Genomic DNA, 21,391 nt, shown 5'->3' on the forward strand with positions numbered 1-21,391 from the left:
GCGTGGGCAAGGCGCGAGGAGGCCGCATGGCTAGCCATGCAACGACGAGCAACGCCGCTCACGTTTGCCAGGCGCGTCAGGAGCGACTCCTGCCTGCCGGCATAGGCTCTTATAATGCATGGTCCAAGTTGAAAGGGAGTCGTCATGAGCATTGCCGCCAGCCAAGATTCGAGCAAACAAGCCACGCCGTGCGGCGCCTGGACGTCGCCGATCACTGCCGCCGTGGTGGCCGCCGGCGCCGTGCCGCTGTCGCAAGTCATGCTCGACGGCCCACGCCTGGCCTGGCTGGAGGGACGCGCCAGCGAATCCGGACGCACCACCCTGATGCTGCACGACGCCGGCGGCACGTGCGAACTCACCCCGGCTCCGTTCAACGTCCGCACCCGGGTGCACGAATACGGTGGCGGCGCCTGCCTGCTGGCCGATGGCGACATCTGGTTCTCGCACCATGTGGATAACCGCCTGTACAGCATCCCGGCCGGCGGCGAACCGACCGCCGTCACCCTGGACGGTACGCGCCGCTTCGCCGACTTCGTGCTCGACCGCGCGCGCCGGCGCCTGGTCGCCGTGCGCGAAGACCACTCCAGCGGCGCCACCTACCCCACCAACACCCTGTGCGCGGTCGGCTTCGACGGCGTCGAGACCGTACTGGTCGAGGGCAACGACTTCTATGCCGCGCCACGCCTGTCGCCCGACGGACGCCAGCTGGCCTGGCTGTGCTGGGACCATCCGCGCATGCCGTGGGTCGGCACCGAACTGTGGCTGGCCGATGTCCAGGACGACGGCACGCTGGCCAACGGGCGCCTGGTCGCGGGCGGCCCCCAGGAATCGATCTGCCAGCCGGAGTGGTCGCCGGCCGGCGTGCTGCACTTCGTCTCGGACCGCAGCGGCTGGTGGAACCTGTACCGCTTCGGGCACGGCGTGGTCGAGCCGCTGTGCCCGCGCGCAGCGGAATTCGGCAGCCCGCACTGGGCCTTCGGCGGCTCGCTGTACGGCTTCCGTTCGGACGACGAGATCATCTGCGCCTATATCGAGAACGGCGTCAGCTATCTGGCGCGCCTGTCCACGCGCGACGGCAGCCTGCTGCCGATCGAGACGGCATACGAAGAAATCCGCGACCTGCGGGTGCAGGGCGATATCGTCGCCTTCCTCGGCGGCGCCCCGACCATCGCGCCGGAACTGGTGCGCATCGACCTGCTGGGCGACGCCAACGAGGTGCTGGCGCATTCGATCCCGCAGCCGCCAAGCACCGGCTACCTGTCGGTGCCGCTCGCGGTCAAGTATCCAAGTGAAAACGGCCGCACCGCGCACGCCTTCTATTACGCCCCCGCCAACGCCGACCACGAACCGGCCGCCGGCGAACTGCCGCCGCTGATCGTGATCGGCCACGGCGGCCCGACCGGCATGGCGGCCAGCACCCTGAAGCTGTCGACCCAGTTCTGGACCAGCCGCGGCTTCGCCGTGCTGGACGTGAACTACGGCGGCAGCACCGGCTTTGGCCGTGAATACCGCAACCTGCTCGAGGGCCAGTGGGGCGTGGTCGACGTCGAGGATTGCGTGGCCGGCGCGCGCTACCTGGCGCAGCAAGGCCTGGTCGATCCCGAACGCCTCTTGATCCGCGGCAGCAGCGCCGGCGGCCTGACGGTGTTATCGAGCCTGGCCTTCCACGACGTGTTCAAGGCCGGCGCCAGCTACTACGGCGTGTCCGACCTGGCCGGGCTGGACGCCGACTCGCACAAGTTCGAATCGCACTACAACCAGTACCTGATCGCCCCGCCCGATCGTGCGCAGGCCGTGTACCGCGAACGCTCGCCGATCCACCACAGCGACAAGCTGCGCCGCCCGATGATCTTCTTCCAGGGCCTGGACGACAAGGTGGTGCCGCCGCAGCAGTCCGAGAGCATGGTCGAAGCGCTGCGCGCGCGCCGCCTGCCGGTGGCCTACATCACGCTCGAAGGCGAAGGCCACGGCTTCCGCAAGGCCGACAGCGTGGTGCGCACGCTGGAAGCGGAACTGGTGTTCTACCTGCGCGTGTTCGGCATTCCGGTGCCGTCAGGCCTGCCGCAGATCGAGATCGACAACCTCGACGCTGCATGACGCGGGACGACCTGGACGCCCTGCTGGCCGACTGCAGTGCCGAAGAACGCGCGATCCTGACGCTGCTGGCGATGGCCGGCGAGCCGATGGGCCGCCAGCGCATCCTGGAACACATGCGCGCGCTGGGCGCGGCGCTGCCGCCGGCGCAATGGGCCGACGAGCTGGCGCGCCTGCACGGCGCCGGCCTGCTGCTCGACGCCAACGAGCGCGGCATGGCGATCGTGCCGTTCGCCGCCTGGCCGATGCTCGACCGCGCCCTCGACGACGGCCTGTTCGCCCAGGTGGCGGCGGCCTACGGCCAGGTATCGCCCCTGCGGCGCGACTGGCAGGGCAACCTGATGCTGCGCAGCTACCGCCAGGGCCTGGCCCTGCTGCGCATCGCCCTGCTCACGGGCGAAGGCGAAGACGTGGTCACGCCGCTGCTCGACGCCTGCCTGCGCTGCCATGAGGCGAACTACCTGCATCCGCTGGTCGACGTCTGCGCGCGGCCGTTCGAGCCGGCCCTGATCGAACGCATCCACCCGCGCCTGCGCGAGCGGGTGCTGCAGGTGCTGGTGCTGCACCTGCTGAACGAACCGGCGATCGCGCCGGCGGTGCGCGCCTGCGCCGAGCGCTACCTGCCGAGGAGCAGCCCCGAAAGCCCGCTGCGCCTGGCGCTGGGCGAACACTACCTGCTGTGCGGGCGCCTGGACGACACGCTGGAGATGGTAGCCGAGATGGGCGATTCGCCCGGCCTGTTCCTGCGCAGCGTGGTACAGATCCTGCGCGACGACCTGGATGCGGGCCTGGCCGGCGTCGAAGCGGCGCTGAAACAGCTGCGCAAGGAAACCGGCAAGCGCAAGGCCACCTTCGACGGCCCGGCCGCGCACCTGGCCGTCGCCGCCCTGCTGCGCAGCACCGATGCCGGGCACCGCAAGCTGCTCGATGCCTGGCTGGAGAGCGTCACGCGCTCGGTGCAGCGTCCCGAAAACGCGGTCTGGTTCCAGCTCGGCATGCTGCACGAAGTAAGGCGCGGCACCGTCGACGCCGATTTGTTCGCCACCCGCAGCTGGGAGATGGCGCTGGAACCGACCGTGTTCCGCGCCCTGATCCACTACTGGCTGGGGTTGTCCGCCCTGAGCGGGCAGCGCGCCCGCATCGAGGACATGCTGGCCGTGTCCGAACAAGCCGGCTTCGATCTGTGGTCGGCCCAGCTGGCCGGCGTGCTGGCGCAGATGGGCCAGGCCGGCGCCGTTCCAGGTGCAATCGCACATGAACAGCGCGCCTCCGAACTGCGCCGGCGCCACCGCTTCGCCGACATGACGTCCTGGTTCGCGCGCGAGGAATCGTGGGAGCGCCAGCTGAACGCCCTGATCAACCTGCAGCCGGCAGTCAGCGTCGAGACGGTACGCGAATCGCGCCTGGTGTGGATGATCCGCTACGACCCGCACCTGGGCGTGCAGGAAGTCGAACCGCGCGAACAGAAACGCGACGCGCAAGGCGCCTGGACCCGCGGCCGCGCCGTGGGCCTAAAGCGCCTGGCCGAGGAAGGCCAGCAACTCGACTTCCTCACCGCCCAGGACCTGCAGGCGGTGCATGCCATCGCCGGGCGCCGCTACTACGCCGGCAGCGGCATCCGCTTCGAGCTCGAGATCACCAAGGCGCTGGCGGCGCTGGTCGGCCATCCGCTGCTGTTCTGGATGGATGCGCCGGGCACGCGGGTCGAGCTGCTGCCGGGCGAGCCGGAACTGCGCGTCACCAAGCACGACGACAGCGTCCACATCGCGCTGCAACCGAGCCTGGAAGCGGCCAACGGCGACGTGGTGGTCACGCGCGAAACGCCGACCCGCCTGCGCCTGGTGCACATCAACGACGAACACCGGCGCATCGCCGCCATCCTGGGCGACGGCCTGAACGTGCCGCTGGCGGCCGAGCGGCGCGTGCTGCGCGCGATCGGCGCCGTGTCCTCGATCGTCACCGTGCAGTCGGACATCGGTGCCAGCGCGACCGACATCGAGACCATCGACGCCGACCCGCGGCTGCACGTGCACCTGCGCCCTTATCAACAGGGCCTGCGCATGCAGCTCTTGGTGCGCCCGCTGCCGGATGCCGGCGCCTATTACGGTCCGGGCGAAGGCGCGGCCAGCGTGATCGCCGATGTCGACGGCGTGCGCCTAGAGGCGCGGCGCGACCTGAACGCCGAGCGCGAAGCCGAGCGCCAGCTGGTGGGCGCTTGCCAGGTGCTGGAGCAGGCGGAATTCGACCACGGCGAATGGCTGCTCGGCCAGCCACTGCTGGCGCTGGAACTGGTGGACCAGCTGCGCGGGGTCGAGGAACAAGGCATCGTGGTCGCCTGGCCCGAAGGCGAGAAATTCCGCGTCACCAAAAAGGCGACAGCCAAATCGGTGCGGGTGCAGATCCGGCGCGACAAGGACTGGTTCGCGGCCAACGGCGACGTCGTGATCGACGAGGGCCGCGTGATGAACCTGCGCACCCTGCTGGAGAAGATGCGCGAGAGCGGCAGCCGCTTCGTGGCGCTGGGCGAGAACGAATACCTGGCCCTGTCCGACGAACTGCACCGACGCCTGACCGAGCTGGGCGCCTACGGCGAACTGCATGGCGACGGTATCCGTACTCACGCGCTGTCGAGCTTTGCGCTGGACGAACTGGCGCGCGACGCCGGCAGCGTCGACGCCGACAAGGCCTGGACCACGCACCTGGCGCGCATGGCCGAGAACGCGGCCTTCGTGCCCGCGCTGCCGTCGACGCTGCAGGCCGAACTGCGCGACTACCAGCGCGAGGGTTTCGAGTGGCTGGGACGCCTGGCCCACTGGGGCGTGGGCGCCTGCCTGGCCGACGACATGGGCCTGGGCAAGACGCTGCAGGCGCTGGCGCTGCTGCTCACGCGCGCCAAGGACGGTCCGGCGCTGGTGGTGGCGCCGACCACCGTGTGCCTGAACTGGATCGACGAGGCATCGCGCTTCGCGCCGACGCTGAACCTGAAGCTGTTCGGTGCGGGCGACCGCGCGGCAACGGTCGAACAGGCCGGCCCGTTCGACGTGGTGGTGGTCAGCTACGGCCTGCTGCAGCTGGAAGCGGCGCGGTTCAAGGGCCGGCGCTGGCACAGCATCGTGCTGGACGAAGCGCAGGCGATCAAGAACATGCACACCAAGCGTTCGCAGACGGTGATGGCGCTGCAGGGCGACTTCCGCATGGCCGCCACCGGCACCCCGCTGGAGAACCACCTGGGCGAGTTGTGGAACCTGTTCCGCTTCATCAATCCGGGCCTGCTCGGCACCGCCGACCAGTTCCAGCTGCGCTTCGCCGGCCCGATCGAAAAGGCGCAGACGGACAAGAATAGAGACAGACGCGCCGAAGCCGGCGCCCGTGCGCGCCTGCGCCGCCTGACCGCGCCCTTCATCCTGCGCCGCACCAAGGCGCAGGTGCTGACCGAACTCCCTCCGCGCACCGAAATCGTGCTGCCGGTGGAGCTGAGTGCCGAAGAGAGCGCGCTGTACGAATCATTGCGCCGGCAAGCGCTGGATAAACTGGCGGCGCTGGAAGCGCCCGAAGGCCAGAAGTCGATCGAGATCCTGGCCGAGATGATGCGCCTGCGCCGCGCCTGCTGCAATCCCGAGCTGGTGGCGCCCGGCGCCGGCATTGTCAGCAGCAAGCTGGCCGCGTTCGCGCGCCTGACGTCCGACCTGCTCGAGAACCGGCACAAGGTGCTGGTGTTCAGCCAGTTCGTCGACCACCTGACCCTGATCCGCAGCTACCTGGATAAACAGGGCATCCGCTACCAGTACCTGGACGGTGCGACGCCGATGCAGGAACGTAAAAAACGGGTCGATGCGTTCCAGGCCGGCGACGGCGACATGTTCCTGATCAGCCTGAAGGCGGGCGGGGTCGGCATCAACCTGACCGCGGCCGACTATGTGATCCACATGGATCCGTGGTGGAACCCGGCGGTGGAAGACCAGGCCTCGGACCGCGCGCACCGCATGGGCCAGCAGCGTCCCGTCACCATCTACCGCCTGGTGGCGCGCGGCACCATCGAGGAAGGCATCGTCGACCTGCACCGCCACAAGCGCGACCTGGCCGACAGCCTGCTGGAAGGCACCGAGATGGCGGCGCGCATGTCGCCGCAGGACATGCTGGAGATGTTGCGCACGGGCCTGGGACGCTAGGTTGACGCGACATCAACATTGTCAAACTTACGTGTCGGAATGTTTCAGGATGGCCGCAACGGCCACGTTTGATGCTAATCTGCACGCGCTCCGCGCCCGAATCCGCGCCTGCAAAGGGCGATTCTGGCCACCCTATTCATTTGTCACAGGGCCGAATACGATGATGAAAACCAAGATCGCGCTGGCAGCCTTGCTGGCGTGTTTCGCACTGGCGCCGGCCAGCGCCGCCACCTCCAAGTCCAAAGCCAAGGCCAAGTCCTCCAAAGTCGTCAAGAAAACGACGGGCAATAAAGGCAAGAAAGCCGCCGTCGTCGCAGCCGGCGCAGCCGCTGCCGGTGCGGCCACCGCGTCGACCGCGTCCAGCGCCAGCGCCAGCGAGCGCCGCCTCGACCGCCGCATGGCGTCGATGAGCATGCAATACCTGACCGCGCTGTGGCGCATCGATCCTGAAGGCGGCATCTATGTCGGCAAGTTCGACCAGGCCGCCAACCTGACCATTCCCGATGCCGCCACCCGTGCCAGGAAGCTCGCCTTCGCCAACGAGTGGCTGGAAAAATTCGGCAAGCTCGATCCCAAGCAGCTGTCGCCGCGCTACCGCACCGACCTGGCGCTGCTGCTGAACAAACTGGAACAGGACCGCTGGAGCCTGACCAGCTGGCGCGAATACGAGTGGAACCCGGCGCTGTACAACGTTGCCGCGCCGCTCGACCTGATCCTGAATACCGACTACGCCGCCAAGCCGCAGCGCCTGCGCACCATCCTCAAGCGCCTCGCCGAGGTGCCGGCCTACTACCAGGCGGCGCAAGCCTCGATCACCACGCCGACGCGCGAGCACACCCAGCTCGCGATCGCGCAGGCGCCGGGCACCATGGTGATCCTGGCCGACCTGGGCAAGGCGGCCCAGGAATCGATCCTGACCACGCAGGAAAAAGCCATCTTCGCCCAGCGCATCGCCAACGCCGGCACTGCGCTGCTGGGTTACATGGAATTTTTGGACGGGATCGAGAAGCGCCAGGCCGCCAACGGCCAGGCGCGCCCGTTCCGCATCGGCAAAGCGCTGTACGAACAGAAGTTCGCGCTCGACATCCAGTCTTCAAACAGCGCCGAGCAGACCTACCGCAAGGCGCTGGCCACGCGCGAAGAGCTGCTTACCCGCATGGATGCGGTGTCGGATGAACTATGGCCGCGCTACATGGCGGGCGTCAGCAAGCCAACGGACCGCTTCAAGAAGATCGGCATGATGATCGACAAGCTCTCGAGCCGCCACGTGACGCGCGAGAACTTCGTGTCCGAGATCCGGCGCCAGATCCCGCAGCTGCAGGACTGGGTCATCAAGCACGACCTGCTCACGCTCGACCCAAGCAAACCGCTGGAAGTGCGCGAAACCCCGATGTACCAGCGCGGCGTGGCCGGCGCCAGCATCGACGCACCGGGCCCGTACCGCTCCAAGGACAAGACCTATTACAACGTCACCCCGCTCGACGGTTTGACGGCGGAACAGGCCGAGAGCAGCCTGCGCGAGTACAACGAGTGGATCCTGCAGATCCTGAACATCCACGAAGCGATCCCCGGTCACTATGCGCAGCTGGTGCATGCGAACCGTTCGCCTTCGCTGATCAAATCCCTGTTCGGCAATGGCGCCATGGTCGAAGGCTGGGCCGTATATGGAGAGCGCATGATGCTCGAATCGGGCTACGGCGACAACGCGCCCGAGATGTGGCTGATGTACTCGAAGTGGAACCTGCGCAGCGTGACCAACACCATCCTCGACTACAGCGTGCATGTGAACGGCATGAAGCAGGCCGAAGCGATCGACCTCTTGACCCGCCAGGCATTCCAGACGCGCCAGGAAGCCGACGAGAAGTGGCGCCGCGTGACCTTGACCTCGGTGCAGCTGACCAGCTACTTCAGCGGCTACCACCAGATCATGGAACTGCGCGAGCAGCGCAAGCAGCAGCTGGGCGAGCGCTTCCAGCTGAAGGAATTCCACGACCAGTTCCTCAGCTACGGCAATGCGCCGGTGAAGATGATCTCGGAGCTGATGCAGTAATACCTTCCTTGCGCACGGCCACTCGGCTGTGCAAAAGCGCACAAGCGGCGTGCCGGCACGCCCGCTTGTGCACGGTATCTCGCGGACTATGATGAAACGACGGGCTTCCCGTCGCATAACCATAATCGGAGACACCGCATGCAATCCCTCGTCCGACGGGCGGCGCACGCCGCCATGCTGTTCTTCCCCCAGTTACTGCTGCAGCTCGCCTTCCTGGCGGTGCTGCTGGCGCCCTGGGCATCGGCGCACGCGCAGACGCCGGTCCAGCAAGGCCCCGGCACCTGGAGCGCCAACCAGACCTGGGCCAGCGACACGACCTACGGCGGCGCCCTCACCGGCTACTACTACTGGCCGGCCACGCCGCCAACCCTCGACGGCAAGCGCGCGCTGATCCTGGTGCTGCACGGCTGCGTGCAGACGGCGGGCGGCGACGTGATCGACAGCAGCGGCGACGCCGGCTTCAACTGGAAGGCGATGGCCGACCGCTACGGTGCCGTGATCCTGGCGCCGAACGCCACCGGCAATGTCTATGGCACCCACTGCTGGGACTGGGCCGCCACCAACCGCAGCCGCAGCTATGGCCACAGCGCGGTGCTGCTCGATCTGGTCAACCGCTTCCTGAGCAACCCACAGTACGCGATCGATCCGAAGCAGGTGTACGTGACGGGCTTGTCCTCGGGCGGTGCCAAGGCCATGGTGCTGGCCTGCACCGCGCCCGAGATCTTCGCCGGCGTCGGCATCAGCGCCGGTCCCGCGCCGGGCGTCAGTTCGGGGCAGATCTCGCTGGTGCCGTCGGGCTTCAGCGCCACCACCGCAGCCGACAACTGCCGCGCGATGGCGGGCAACGCGGCCGCTTCCTTCTCGAGCCAGATCGCGAGCGTGATCTGGGGCACGAGCGACTACACGGTGGCGCAGGCCTACGGCCCGCTCGACGCCGCCGCGCTGCGCCAGGTCTATGGCGGCACGTTCGTGAAAGGCGCGGCGGTGAGCGTGCCGGGCAGCGGCAGCAACGTGCCGTACACGGATGCCAACGGCAAGCTGCGCACCACCGAGATCACGGTCAGCGGGCTGGGTCATGCGTGGCCGGCCGGCAGCGGCGGGCAGAATGCCAATTTCGTGAATGCGACGCGGGTGAACTATCCGGCCTTCCTGATGGATTTCTGGTTCACCAACAACCTGCGCGTGACGCAGGCGCAGGCGCCGGTGATGAGCGCGTGCCGCGCCAGCGTATCGGGATCGACCGTGACGATCACCGGTGCCGCCTCGTTCGATGGCGGGACGATCGCGAGCTATCGGGTGTTGTTGAGCGGGCCGTCGCCGGTGAACGATGCTGCGGCGGGCAGCGGGAGCGGGTTCAGCAAGGCGTATGCGGCGCGGCTCGACGGCACCTACAGCGGCAGTGTGACGGCGACCGGCAGCAACGGCCAGGTGTCGGCGGCTTGTACGATTCCATCGTTCCAGGTCGGCACCGGGACACCGCCACCGGTGTTCACCTGCACCACCAGCACGGCCACCAATTACGCTCACGTGCAGGCGGGTCGCGCGCACGCCAGCGGCGGCTATGCGCTGGCCAACGGCTCGAATCAGAACATGGGCTTGTACAACATCTTCTTCACCAGCACGCTGGCGCAGAGGTCGGCGGGATATTACGTGGTGGGGAGTTGCCCTTAGGGTTGGCGGCTACGCCGCCGCCCCTACGAATTACGCTGCCTCTTCCGGCGCCTGCGTCGCGCGCTGGAAGGCCGGCGCCACCAGCAGGCCCAGTTCGTACAGCAGCCACATCGGAATCGCCAGCGCCAGCTGGCTGACCACGTCCGGCGGCGTCACGATGGCGGCAATCACGAACGCGCCGACGATCACATACGAACGGATCTCGCGCAGCTTCTCGATGCTGACGATCCCCATGCGTACCAGGATCACCACCACCACCGGCACCTCGAACGAGGCGCCGAAGGCCAGGCACATCGACATCACGAAATCGAGGTAGTTCTCGATATCGGGCATGACCGCGATCGAGGTAGGGGCGAACTCGCCGATGAAGTGGAACACGCGGCCGAACACGAAGAAGTAGCAGAACGCCACGCCGCCGATGAACAGCAGCGAGGACGAAATCACCAGCGGCAGCACCAGGCGCTTTTCATGGGCATACAGGCCAGGGGCGACAAACGCCCAGGCCTGGTAGAACACCCACGGCAGCGCGACGATGAAAGACAGCAGCAGCGTCACCTTCATCGGCACCAGGAACGGCGAAATGACGCCGGTGGCGATCATGGTCGAGCCCTTCGGCATCGAGGCGATCATCGGCTCGGCCAGCAGGTCGTAGATTTGCGACGGGCCCGGCCACAGCATCAGCGCGGCGCAGACGATCGCGATACCGATCGAGGCCTTGACCAGCCGGTCACGCAGCTCGACCAGGTGCGAGATAAAAGTTTCTTCGCCGGCTTGCTCGCTCATCTACTATTTTCAGCTAATCAAAAGAAGGAAGAATTGGATTTCGCGCCCGAACCCGGACGGAACTTGCGGACGCGGGCGGCGCCCGACATCACATGGCGCTTGGTGCCATGGCGGTTCTTGTACCAGGCCGGCACGGCGGAAGTGCGCACCAGCTTCTTGCGGCGGAAGTCCTTGGCCTTGCGGTCGATGTCTTCGAGCGTCGGCGTGCCGTAGCCACTACTGCTGCTGGCACTGGTGCTGGCGTTCTCATGGGCATTACCGCCATCCCAGAGCGCTTCGACCTCGTCGACGTGACTGGTCACGTTCGACTCGAAGTCGTTCTTGGCCGATTGCACCTCGTCCTTGAACGACTGCGCGCGGTCCTGCACTTCCTTGTGCAGGTTGCGCAGCTCGTCGAGCTCGATTTCGCGGCTGACCTCGGATTTAACGTCGTGCAGGTAGCGCTGGGCGCGGCCGTAGAGCGTCCCGGCCATGCGCGCCACTTTCGGCAGCTTTTCAGGGCCGATCACGATCAGGGCGACCACGCCGATGATCGCCAGTTTCGACAGTCCAAGATCGATCATGGAACTGCTTGATTACAGACGGGTCTTGTCGCGGGCTTCCACGTCGATGGTCGACTTGTCGGCCACTTGCTGGGTCGGCTGACCCGTGGCCGGGTTGACCGGATTGGCCGCGTTGGCCTTTTCTTCATCGCTCTTGACGCCGTCCTTGAAGCCTTTCACGGCCTTGCCCAGGTCGGAACCCATATTGCCCAGCTTCTTGGTGCCGAAAATCAGCATCACAACCACCAGCACGATCACCCAGTGCCAAATACTCATCGAACCCATGTTTATCTCCTAGCAAGGCGCCTGGCGCCTGTAAAACGGACAAGCGTATGTGCAGCGAATAGTGCCGCCAACACGCAGTATATGCGATGCGGGAACCGACTGCTCCCACCAAAACTTACGCCTGCCTTAGATGTTCAGGCCACGCCACGGACGCGGACCGCCAACCATGTGCAAATGCAGGTGATAGACTTCCTGACCGCCATCCGGACCGGCGTTGATCAGGGTCTTGAAACCGCCGCTGGTGTTGCCATTCGCGTCGGTCTTGACGTCGATACCATTCTCTTTTGCAAGCTTCGGCGCCAGCGCCAGCATCTTGCCCAGCACCCTGGCATGGGCATCGGTGCAGTCCGATAGCGTGGCCACGTGCTGCTTCGGGATCACCAGCAGGTGCACGGGGGCAGCCGGGTTGATGTCCTTGAAGGCGAGCACGTCTTCGTCTTCATAGACGATGGCGGCCGGAATCTGCTTGGCGACGATCTTGCAAAAAATGCAGTTATCCATCTTGTCTCCAGGTTTTTTATTACACCGTGCCACGTGGCTGGGCTTTCCGTGGAACCAGCGCATCGTATCAACGAAGCGTGACATCGGTGTGACGACCAAAAGCCGATTATGACACCGGTTCGGCTTGGCCGCACGGTGAGCAGGCGCTTACTTGCATCGAGGCAAGCTTTAATGCAACAGCTTATTCCTTGCGCGCGGCTTTTTCGTCGATGCCCGACACGCCTTCACGGCGTGCCAGCTCGTCCAGCACCTGCTGCGGGGTCAGGTCGAACTTGGCCAGCAACACCATCGAATGGAACCAGAGGTCGGCGCATTCATACAGCACTTTGCCCGAGTCGCCCGCCACGCGCGCATCCTTGGCGGCCATCACCAGCTCGGTGGCTTCCTCACCGATCTTCTTCAGGATCGCGTCGTCGCCCTTGGCGAACAGCTTGGCGACATACGAGGTCGCAGGGTCGCCGCCCTGCTCGGGTTTACGCGATTCGATCACGGCCGCGACACGGGCCAGGGTAACGCTCATGGGGATTTCTTCTTGTCCGTAGAATAGATGGTGTCGGGGTCCTGCAGCACCGGCTCGACGCTGTGCCAGTCGCCATTGTCGTACTTCTGGAAGAAGCACGAATGGCGTCCGGTATGGCAGGCGATGCCGCCGGCCTGCTCGATCTTGAGCAGCACCACGTCTTCATCGCAGTCGAGGCGAATCTCCAGCACCTTCTGGGTGTGGCCCGATTCTTCGCCCTTGTGCCACAGCTTCTTGCGCGAGCGGCTCCAGTACACCGCTTCCTTCAGTTCGACGGTGCGTTCCAGCGCTTCGCGGTTCATCCAGGCGAACATCAATATGTCACCGGTCGCCGCTTCCTGGGCGATCACCGGCACCAGGCCGTGTTCATCCCAGCGCACCTTGTTCAGCCATTTGGCGTTGTTCACCATCTGCTTACTCCAGGCGCATCGGGATGCCACGCTCAGCCATGAAGCGCTTGGCTTCGCCGACCGTGTGCTGCCCGTAGTGGAAGATGCTGGCCGCCAGCACCGCGTCGGCGTGGCCTTCGAGGATGCCGTCGGCCAGATCCTGCAGGCCGCCGACGCCGCCCGAAGCGATCACCGAAATGCCGACCGCGTCCGACACGGCGCGCGTCAGCCCCAGGTCGAAGCCCGACTTGGTACCGTCGCGGTCCATCGAAGTGAGCAGCAACTCACCGGCGCCCAGGCTTTCCATCTTGCGCGCCCATTCCACGGCGTCCAGGCCGGTGGGGTTGCGCCCGCCATGGGTAAAGACTTCCCAGCGGCCCGGTTCGACCTGCTTGGCGTCGATCGCCACCACGATGCACTGCGAGCCGTGCTTGTGGGCGCAGTCGAACACCAGCTGCGGATTGGTCACGGCCGAGGTGTTCATGCTGACCTTGTCGGCGCCGGCATTGAGCAGGCGGCGCACGTCCTCGACCTTGCGCACGCCGCCACCGACGGTGAGCGGAATGAACACGGTCGAGGCCACGGCTTCGATGATCGGCAGGATCAGGTCGCGGCCGTCGCTCGAGGCGGTGATGTCGAGGAAGGTGATCTCGTCGGCGCCTTGCGCGTCATAGCGGCGCGCGATCTCGACCGGGTCGCCGGCATCGCGCAGCTCGGTGAAGTTGACGCCCTTGACCACGCGGCCGCCGGTGACGTCGAGGCAGGGAATGATGCGTTTTGCGAGCATGCGTTAAGCGTCCGAGCCTTCGGTCAGTTCGTCGGCGCGGTCCTGGGCCGAAGCCAGGTCGAGCGTGCCTTCATAGATCGAACGGCCGCAGATCACGCCTTCGATGCCTTCGTCCTGCACCGCGCACAGCGCTTCGACGTCGGCCAGCACGTGCACGCCGCCCGAGGCGATGATCGGAATCTTCACCGCGCGCGCCAGCTTGACGGTGGCTTCGATGTTCACGCCGCCCATCATGCCGTCGCGGCCGATGTCGGTGTAGACGATCGATTCGACGCCGTAGCCTTCGAACTTCTGCGCCAGGTCGATCACTTCGTGGCCCGACATCTTGCTCCAGCCGTCGGTCGCGACCTTGCCGTCCTTGGCGTCCAGGCCGACGATGATGTGGCCCGGGAAGGCGCCGCAGGCGTCGTGCAGGAAGCCCGGGTTCTTCACCGCGGCGGTGCCGACGATGATGTAGCTGATGCCGTCGTCCAGGTAGCGCTCGATGGTGTCGAGGTCGCGGATGCCGCCGCCCAGCTGCACCGGGATCTCGTCGATGCCGTTGTCGTCGGCATAGTCCTGCACCGCTCTCAGGATCGCCTTGATGGCGGATTCGTTCTTCGGCTTACCCGCGAATGCGCCGTTCAGGTCGACCAGGTGCAGCCGGCGGGCGCCCTTCTTGAGCCAATGCAGCGCCATCTCGGCGGGATCTTCGGAAAACACGGTGGCGAGGTCCATATCGCCTTGTTTCAGGCGAACGCAGTGACCGTCTTTCAGGTCGATGGCGGGGATCAGCAGCATGGTCGTTATCGGTTGGGTTGACGAGTGAGTCGGGGTGAATCGAACGGGGTGAATCAACAATGATTCAAGGAGTCCAGTGAACGAAATTGCGGTACAGGCGCAGGCCCGCTTCCGCACTCTTCTCCGGGTGGAACTGGGTGGCGACGATATTATCGCGGCCGACCGCGCAGCAGTAGGGCGCGCCGTAGTCGGCTTCGCCAATCGTGTCCTGCGCGTTCTCGGGCACCGCGTAATAGCTGTGCACGAAATAGAAATAGCTGCCGTCGTCGACGCCGTCCCACAGTGGGTGCTCGCGCGAGTGGCGCACGCGGTTCCAGCCCATCTGCGGCACTTTGAAACGCGAGCCGTCGCTCTGCAATTTGCCGTCTAATTGGAAGCGCACCACCTTGCCCGGCAACAGGCCCAGGCCCGGCGTGCCGCCGTTTTCTTCGCTCGCGTCGAACAGCATCTGCTCGCCGACGCACACGCCCATCACCGGACGCGTCTTCGCGGCGCGCAGCACGGCCTCTTCGGCGCCCGATTCACGCAGGCTGGTCATGCAGTCGCGCATCGCGCCCTGGCCCGGCAGCACGATACGGTCGGCGCGGTCGATGTCGTCGGCGTTGTGCGAGACCAGCACGTCGGCTTCCGGCGCCGCGGTGCGCAGCGCCTGCACCACCGAGCGCAGGTTGCCGAGACCGTCGACCACCACAATCTTGTTCGCCATGATTACAGGCTGCCTTTGGTCGACGGGATGATGCCGGCGGCGCGTTCGTCCAGTTCAGTGGCCATGCGCAGCGCGCGGCCGAAGGCCTTGAACACGGTCTCGCACTGGTGGTGCGCGTTCACGCCGCGCAGGTTATCGATGTGCAGGGTCACCGCCGCGTGATTGACGAAGCCGCGGAAGAATTCACCGGTCAGGTCGACGTCGAAGGTGCCGATCATGGCGCGCGTGAACGGCACGTGCAGTTCCAGTCCCGGACGGCCCGAGAAATCGATCACCACGCGCGACAGCGCCTCGTCCAGCGGCACATACGAGTGGCCGTAGCGGCGGATGCCCTTCTTGTCGCCGATCGCCTTGGCCACCGCCATGCCCAGCGTGATGCCGACATCTTCGACCGTGTGGTGGGCGTCGATGTGCAGGTCGCCGACGGCTTCGACTTCGAGGTCGAACATGCCGTGGCGCGCGATCTGGTCGAGCATGTGGTCGAGGAAGGGGACGCCGGTATTGAGCTTCTGGCGGCCGGTGCCGTCGAGGTTGATCGAGACGCGGATCTGGGTCTCGTTGGTGTTGCGCGTGATGTCGGCGGTGCGGGTCATTGCTGGGGTGCTCGTCAATCGGCCTCGGTGGACCGCGGTTGGTTTACTTCAGGGACGTCTTCAGGGCGTTCAGGAACTGGGCGTTCTCTTCGGGAGTGCTGACCGTGACGCGGATGCAGTTGGCCAGCAATGTGTGCATTTTACTCAAATTCTTGATCAGGACCTTCGCGCCGTGAAGATGCGTGCAGACGCGCTCGGCGTCCGGCACCCGCAGCGAGATGAAATTCGCGGCCGACGGGAACACCGTCACGCCCGGCAGTTCGGCCAGCGCGGCCGCCAGGCGCGAACGTTCTTCGTTCAGCAGATCGGCCTGGCGGTCCAGCACCTCGATGTGGTCGAGCGCGAACTCGGCCGCCACTTGCGTGAGCACGTTGACGTTGTACGGCGGGCGGACCTTCTCGAACTGCGCCAGCAGCGGCGCGGCGCCAGCCATGTAGCCGAGGCGGATGCCGGCCAGGCCCAGCTTGGACAGGGTGCGCATCACGATCAGGTTCGGGAAGCGCGGCAGGCGCTCCATGAAGCTGACCTTGGCGAACGGCTGATACGCTTCGTCGACCACGGCAATGCCGGTTTCGCCCAGCGCTTCGATGATCGCTTCCATGTCGCCGGCGTCGAACAGGTTGCCGGTCGGGTTGTTCGGGTAGGCCAGGAACACCAGCGACGGCTTGTGCTCTTCGATCGCGGCCAGCATGGCTTCGCGGTCGAGCGAGAAGTCTGCGCGCAGCGGCACGCCGACGAAGTCCGCGCCCGCAAACTGGGCTGAGCGCGAGAACATGACGAAGGCCGGGATCGGGGCCATGATCACGGCGCGTTTATTTTCCCGCTCCTGGCGCGCTATCGTGGTGGCCAGGATCGTGATCAGCTCATCGGAGCCGTTGCCGACCAGGACGTTGTAGCCGGCCGGGACGCCCAGCTTGGCGCAGATGCGGCTCTTGAGCGTGTCGTAGGACGGCACTGGATAGCGGTTCAGCGCCGCCTCGGCCAGGCGCGTGCCCAGTTCGGCGCGCAGTTCTTCCGGCAGCTGGTACGGATTCTCCATCGAGTCCAGCTTGATGTAGCCGCTGGCGTCCGGCACGTGATAGCTGCCGATGGCGCGCACGTCGGCGCGGATGGCGTTGTCGATCAGCTTAGTGATGTCGGTCATGATGTTTCTTCCGTGGTGGTGTCGACGGCCTTGGCCGCCTTGCGTTGTTTGGCGGCCTTGGCCGCGGCCTTGACCTTGGCGCCGGTCAGCGGCACCTCGGGCGCGGCCAGGCGCTGCTGGATGATCTCGCAATAGTCCGGGTTCAGTTCGAAGCCGGTGAACTGGCGTCCGAGGCGCTTGGCCGCGATGGCCGTGGTGCCGCTGCCCATGAACGGGTCGAGCACCACGCCGCCCGGCGGACACGAGGCTTTCACCATGCGTTCGATGATCTCGAGCGGTTTCTGGGTCGGATGGTCGGCGCGTTCCGGATGTTCGCGGTGCAGGCGTGACACGCTCCACACGTCCTTCGGGTTGTAGCCGACTTCGAGCCACTTGGCGCCAACGAAAATCGAGCGCGAGCGCGCCTTCTTGGTCTCGGCGTCATACGGGATGCGCACCGCGTCCAGGTCGAAGTAGTAATCCTTGCGCTTGGCGAAAAAGCCGATGGTGTCGTGCACCGACGAGAAGCTGCGCACGCTGCCGCCCATCGACGGCACGCGGCGGTCCCAGATGATTTCGTTCATCATCGTCATGCGTTTCTTGAGCATGACGAAGATCTCCGGCGCGAAGCGCCAGGTGAGGAAGATGTACAGGCTACCGTTGGGTTTGAGCTTGGGAACGGCGGCGTCGATCCACTGCTCGGTCCAGGCCAGGTAGGCCTCGACGCTTTGCTGGTCGGAGGCGTTGCCGTAGTCCTTGCCGAGGTTGTACGGAGGGTCAGTCAGGATCAGGTCGATGGAACCGTCCGGGATGCGCGCCAGCCCGGCCAGCGCATCCTCGCAGAATACCTGGTTGACCCAGGCCGTCATGATTGCTGCGGCGGCACTGGTTGCAGGCGCAGTTCGGCACTGCGCGCGTGCGCCTGCAGGCCTTCGCCATAGGCGAGGGTTGCGGCGACCTTGCCCAGCGTCTGCGCACCGGCTTCACTCACCTGGATCACCGACGAGCGTTTCTGGAAGTCGTACACGCCAAGCGGCGACGAGAAGCGCGCCGTGCGCGAGGTCGGCAGCACGTGGTTCGGACCGCAGCAATAGTCGCCCAGCGATTCGGACGAGAAGCGGCCCAGGAACATGGCGCCGGCGTGGCGGATTTTATCGGCCCACTGCTGCGGTTCGACGGCCGAGATTTCCAGGTGTTCGGCGGCGATCGACGAGGCGATCTCGCACGCTTCATCCATGTCGCGCACCTTGATCAGGGCGCCGCGGTCGCTCATCGAGGTCGTGATGGTGGCGGCGCGCGGCATCGATGGCAGCAGCTTGTGGATGCTGGCTTCCACCTTGGCGATGTAGTCGGCGTCGGGGCACAACAGGATGGCTTGCGCCAGCTCGTCGTGCTCGGCCTGCGAGAACAGGTCCATCGCCACCCAGTCCGGGTCGGTGGTGCCGTCGCACAGCACCAGGATTTCGGACGGGCCGGCGATCATGTCGATGCCGACCACGCCGAACACGCGGCGCTTGGCCGAGGCGACGTAGGCGTTACCCGGGCCGACGATCTTGTCGACCGGCTGGATGGTCTCGGTGCCATACGCCAGCGCGCCGACGGCCTGCGCGCCACCGATGGTGATCACGCGCGTCACGCCAGCGATCGCGGCCGCGGCCAGCACCATCTGGTTCTTCACGCCGTCCGGGGTCGGAACGACCATGATGATTTCTTTCACGCCCGCGACGTGGGCCGGAATCGCGTTCATCAGCACCGACGACGGATACGCCGCCTTGCCGCCCGGGACGTAGATGCCGACGCGGTCAAGTGGCGTCACGCGCTGGCCGAGAATCGTGCCGTCAGGTTCGGTGAAGGTGAAACCGGTCGACGCTTCCTTCTGGCGTTCGTGGAACACGCGCACGCGCTCGGCCGCGACTTGCAGCGCGTCGCGCTGGGCCGCTGGCAGCGATGCCAGGGCCGCATCGAGTTCGGCCTGGCCGACGTCGAATTCGGACATCGACCTGGCGCCGCCGTTCGGGATGCGGTCGAATTTATTCGTGTACTCCAGCACCGCAGCGTCGCCGCGCGCTTTCACGTCGCGCAGGATGCTGGTGACGGCGTTCTCGATGGCGTCGTCGGTCTCGGCCTCGAAGGCCAACAGGGCACCCAGCGTCTGCTTGAAGTCAGCGGTGCTGGAATCGAGTTTGCGGATCTGTACTGCCATTGCTTTTAGCCTTTAGCATTCGAGGCGCGTTCGAACGCCTCCAAAATCGGTTGCAGGCGCTCGCGCTTGAGCTTGAGCGCGGCCTGGTTGACGACCAGGCGCGAGGAGATGTCCATGATCTTTTCGACTTCGACCAGGTTGTTGGCGCGCAGCGTGCCGCCGGTCGAGACCACGTCGACGATGGCGTCCGACAGGCCGACCAGCGGCGCCAATTCCATCGAACCATACAGCTTGATCAGGTCGACGTGCACGCCTTTCGAGGCGAAGTGCTCGCGCGCGGTGTTGACGAACTTGGTCGCCACGCGCAGGCGCGCGCCCTGGCGCACCGCGCTCTCGTAGTCGAAGCCGGCGTTCACCGCCACCGACATGCGGCAGCTGGCGATGCGCAGGTCGATCGGCTGGTACAGCCCTTCCCCGCCATGCTCGAGCAGCACGTCCTTGCCGGCCACGCCGAAGTCGGCGGCGCCATGCTGGACATAGGTCGGCACGTCGCTGGCGCGCACGATCAGCACGCGCACGCCCGGGTCGTTGGTCGGCAGGATCAGCTTGCGCGAGGTTTCCGGGTTTTCCAGCACCTCGATCCCGGCCGCCGACAGCAGCGGCAGGGTGTCTTCGAAGATGCGGCCCTTGGACAGCGCCAGGATCAGGGACGTGCCGTTTTTGCTTTCGAAAGTCATGTGAGTCTTTACTTGATGCGCACTTACTTGATCCGAACGATATCGGCGCCCACCGCCGACAGCTTCACTTCCATCCTGTCATAGCCGCGGTCGAGGTGGTAGATGCGGTCGATCAGGGTCGTGCCCTCGGCCGCCATGCCGGCGATCACCAGCGAAGCCGAGGCGCGCAGGTCGGTCGCCATCACCGGCGCGCCGACCAGGCGTTCCACGCCCTTGATGAAGGCGGTATTGCCTTCGGTCGAGATATGCGCGCCGAGGCGGTTCATCTCCTGCACGTGCATGAAGCGGTTCTCGAAGATGGTCTCGGTGACCTTCGAGGCGCCGTTGGCGATGGTGTTCACCGCCATGAACTGCGCCTGCATGTCGGTCGGGAAGCCCGGATATTCGGTGGTGCGGAACGACACCGGCTGCGCACGGCCATCCATTTTGGCGCGGATGGTGTCGCTGCCGACGGTCAGCTGCAGGCCCATTTCGCGCAGCTTGTCGAGCGCGACGTCGAAGATGTCGGTGCGGGTGTTGGTCAGCACGATCTCGCCGCCGGTGGCAGCCACTGCGCACAGGAAGGTGGCCGCTTCGATGCGGTCCGAGATCACGGCGTGGGTGGCGCCGTGCAGTTCGTCGACGCCCTGGATCACCAGGCGGTCGGTGCCGATGCCCTCGATCTTCGCGCCCATCGCCACCAGCAGGTTGGCCAGGTCGGTCACTTCCGGCTCGCGCGCGGCGTTTTCCAGCACCGTCTCGCCTTCGGCCAGGGTCGCGGCCATCAAGAGGTTCTCGGTGCCGGTGACGGTGATCATGTCGGTGTGGATGCGCGCGCCTTTCAGCTTCTTGGCTTTGGCGTAGATGTAGCCGCCCTCGATCGTGATCTCGGCGCCCATCGCGCGCAGGCCCTTGATGTGCTGGTCGACCGGACGCGAGCCGATGGCGCAGCCCCCCGGCAGCGAAACCTTGGCTTCGCCGAAGCGCGCCAGCAGGGGTCCGAGCACCAGGATCGAGGCGCGCATGGTCTTTACCAGTTCGTACGGCGCTTCGAGCGAGTCGATGGCGCTGCCGTTCATGGTCACCTTCTCATCGTCCTGCTCGATCTTGAGGCCGGTCTTCTCGAGCAGCTTGAGCATGGTGCGCACGTCGTGCAGGCGCGGCACGTTCGACAGGTGCAGGTCGCCCGCGGTCAACAGGCCCGCGCACAAAATAGGCAGCGCCGCGTTCTTGGCACCGGAGACCGGGATGTCACCTTGCAGGCGTTTGCCGCCGACGATCTGGAGCTTGTCCATGCTTATCCTTGATATTCTTCAGGGGTGAGGGTCTTCATCGACAGCGCGTGGATCTCTTCGCGCATGCGGTCGCCCAGCACCGCGTACACCACCTGGTGGCGCTGGATCGGGCGCTTGCCGGCAAACGCGTTGGAGACGATCACGGCGTCGAAATGGTGGCCGTCGCCCTTGACTTCGAGGTGGGTGCATTCGAGGCCGGCGCTGATATAGCCGTGGATCAGTTCAGGTGTGGTCGCCAAGGTAA

General features: G+C 65.9%; 20 protein-coding genes. 4 read left to right on the top strand and 16 right to left on the bottom strand.

The window, feature by feature from the left end; genetic code table 11:
• The first annotated feature begins 144 nt into the window (after positions 1 to 144).
• The 4 genes from RTQ83_RS09620 (at position 145) to RTQ83_RS09635 (ending at position 9,984) form a co-directional block, all read left to right on the top strand.
• On the top strand, positions 145 to 2,097 hold the full coding sequence (locus tag RTQ83_RS09620) for a prolyl oligopeptidase family serine peptidase (protein WP_312513773.1): 1,953 nt from the start codon (positions 145 to 147) through the stop codon (positions 2,095 to 2,097).
• Entirely contained in the window at positions 2,094 to 6,263 is a 4,170-nt protein-coding gene (locus RTQ83_RS09625; RefSeq protein ID WP_312513776.1) for a DEAD/DEAH box helicase, read from the top strand. The genes RTQ83_RS09620 and RTQ83_RS09625 overlap by 4 nt, the downstream gene beginning before the upstream one ends.
• A 160-nt stretch (positions 6,264 to 6,423) precedes the next feature.
• A complete protein-coding gene (locus RTQ83_RS09630; RefSeq protein ID WP_312513778.1) occupies positions 6,424 to 8,313 on the top strand; it encodes a DUF885 domain-containing protein in 1,890 nt (629 codons plus the stop codon).
• A gap of 174 nt (positions 8,314 to 8,487) precedes the next feature.
• Positions 8,488 to 9,984 (top strand): PHB depolymerase family esterase, encoded by a 1,497-nt coding sequence (locus tag RTQ83_RS09635; RefSeq protein WP_409456100.1) that lies wholly within the window; start codon positions 8,488 to 8,490, stop codon positions 9,982 to 9,984.
• A gap of 30 nt (positions 9,985 to 10,014) precedes the next feature.
• Here the strand turns inward: RTQ83_RS09635 and tatC are convergent, their stop codons facing one another.
• The 16 genes from tatC to RTQ83_RS09715 form a co-directional block, all read right to left on the bottom strand.
• The gene (gene tatC, locus RTQ83_RS09640) at positions 10,015 to 10,767 is read right to left on the bottom strand and encodes a twin-arginine translocase subunit TatC (protein ID WP_312513784.1); all 753 of its coding nucleotides are present in this window, start codon (positions 10,765 to 10,767) and stop codon (positions 10,015 to 10,017) included.
• 17 nt (positions 10,768 to 10,784) lie between these two features.
• A complete protein-coding gene (tatB, locus tag RTQ83_RS09645; protein WP_312513786.1) occupies positions 10,785 to 11,330 on the bottom strand; it encodes a Sec-independent protein translocase protein TatB in 546 nt (181 codons plus the stop codon).
• 12 nt (positions 11,331 to 11,342) lie between these two features.
• Positions 11,343 to 11,594: a Sec-independent protein translocase subunit TatA gene (tatA, locus tag RTQ83_RS09650; protein ID WP_312513789.1), complete on the bottom strand. Its 252-nt coding sequence runs from the start codon at positions 11,592 to 11,594 to the stop codon at positions 11,343 to 11,345.
• Positions 11,595 to 11,720: 126 nt separating this feature from the next.
• Positions 11,721 to 12,095 carry a histidine triad nucleotide-binding protein gene (locus RTQ83_RS09655; RefSeq protein ID WP_312513792.1) on the bottom strand — a complete coding sequence of 125 codons (375 nt, stop codon included), beginning with the start codon at positions 12,093 to 12,095 and terminating at the stop codon, positions 11,721 to 11,723.
• A gap of 181 nt (positions 12,096 to 12,276) precedes the next feature.
• The gene (locus RTQ83_RS09660; RefSeq protein WP_312513795.1) at positions 12,277 to 12,615 is read right to left on the bottom strand and encodes a phosphoribosyl-ATP diphosphatase; all 339 of its coding nucleotides are present in this window, start codon (positions 12,613 to 12,615) and stop codon (positions 12,277 to 12,279) included.
• Positions 12,612 to 13,025, bottom strand: a complete 414-nt coding sequence (gene hisI, locus RTQ83_RS09665) for a phosphoribosyl-AMP cyclohydrolase (protein WP_312513797.1) — start codon at positions 13,023 to 13,025, stop codon at positions 12,612 to 12,614. Before hisI ends, RTQ83_RS09660 begins: the two co-directional genes overlap by 4 nt.
• A 4-nt stretch (positions 13,026 to 13,029) precedes the next feature.
• Positions 13,030 to 13,791 (bottom strand): imidazole glycerol phosphate synthase subunit HisF, encoded by a 762-nt coding sequence (gene hisF, locus RTQ83_RS09670; RefSeq protein ID WP_312513800.1) that lies wholly within the window; start codon positions 13,789 to 13,791, stop codon positions 13,030 to 13,032.
• Positions 13,792 to 13,794: 3 nt separating this feature from the next.
• Positions 13,795 to 14,571: a 1-(5-phosphoribosyl)-5-[(5-phosphoribosylamino)methylideneamino]imidazole-4-carboxamide isomerase gene (gene hisA, locus RTQ83_RS09675; RefSeq protein WP_312513802.1), complete on the bottom strand. Its 777-nt coding sequence runs from the start codon at positions 14,569 to 14,571 to the stop codon at positions 13,795 to 13,797.
• Positions 14,572 to 14,635: 64 nt separating this feature from the next.
• The gene (gene hisH, locus RTQ83_RS09680) at positions 14,636 to 15,277 is read right to left on the bottom strand and encodes an imidazole glycerol phosphate synthase subunit HisH (RefSeq protein ID WP_312513804.1); all 642 of its coding nucleotides are present in this window, start codon (positions 15,275 to 15,277) and stop codon (positions 14,636 to 14,638) included.
• 2 nt (positions 15,278 to 15,279) lie between these two features.
• Positions 15,280 to 15,870, bottom strand: a complete 591-nt coding sequence (hisB, locus tag RTQ83_RS09685) for an imidazoleglycerol-phosphate dehydratase HisB (protein ID WP_312513806.1) — start codon at positions 15,868 to 15,870, stop codon at positions 15,280 to 15,282.
• A 43-nt stretch (positions 15,871 to 15,913) separates the two neighbouring features.
• Positions 15,914 to 17,014: a histidinol-phosphate transaminase gene (gene hisC / locus RTQ83_RS09690; protein WP_312513808.1), complete on the bottom strand. Its 1,101-nt coding sequence runs from the start codon at positions 17,012 to 17,014 to the stop codon at positions 15,914 to 15,916.
• Positions 17,011 to 17,862, bottom strand: a complete 852-nt coding sequence (locus tag RTQ83_RS09695) for a site-specific DNA-methyltransferase (RefSeq protein ID WP_312513810.1) — start codon at positions 17,860 to 17,862, stop codon at positions 17,011 to 17,013. The genes hisC and RTQ83_RS09695 overlap by 4 nt, the downstream gene beginning before the upstream one ends.
• Positions 17,859 to 19,196 (bottom strand): histidinol dehydrogenase, encoded by a 1,338-nt coding sequence (gene hisD / locus RTQ83_RS09700; RefSeq protein WP_312513812.1) that lies wholly within the window; start codon positions 19,194 to 19,196, stop codon positions 17,859 to 17,861. The genes RTQ83_RS09695 and hisD overlap by 4 nt, the downstream gene beginning before the upstream one ends.
• A 5-nt stretch (positions 19,197 to 19,201) precedes the next feature.
• Positions 19,202 to 19,873 carry an ATP phosphoribosyltransferase gene (hisG, locus tag RTQ83_RS09705; protein WP_312513814.1) on the bottom strand — a complete coding sequence of 224 codons (672 nt, stop codon included), beginning with the start codon at positions 19,871 to 19,873 and terminating at the stop codon, positions 19,202 to 19,204.
• Between the two features lie 23 nt (positions 19,874 to 19,896).
• Entirely contained in the window at positions 19,897 to 21,147 is a 1,251-nt protein-coding gene (gene murA / locus RTQ83_RS09710; protein WP_312513816.1) for a UDP-N-acetylglucosamine 1-carboxyvinyltransferase, read from the bottom strand.
• A 2-nt stretch (positions 21,148 to 21,149) separates the two neighbouring features.
• Complete coding sequence (locus tag RTQ83_RS09715) at positions 21,150 to 21,386, bottom strand: BolA/IbaG family iron-sulfur metabolism protein (RefSeq protein ID WP_312513818.1); 237 nt, start codon at positions 21,384 to 21,386, stop codon at positions 21,150 to 21,152.
• Positions 21,387 to 21,391: the final 5 nt, after the last annotated feature.

The sequence above is a fragment of the Massilia sp. genome, from assembly GCF_031995545.1.
In the GTDB taxonomy this organism is placed as follows: domain Bacteria; phylum Pseudomonadota; class Gammaproteobacteria; order Burkholderiales; family Burkholderiaceae_D; genus Telluria.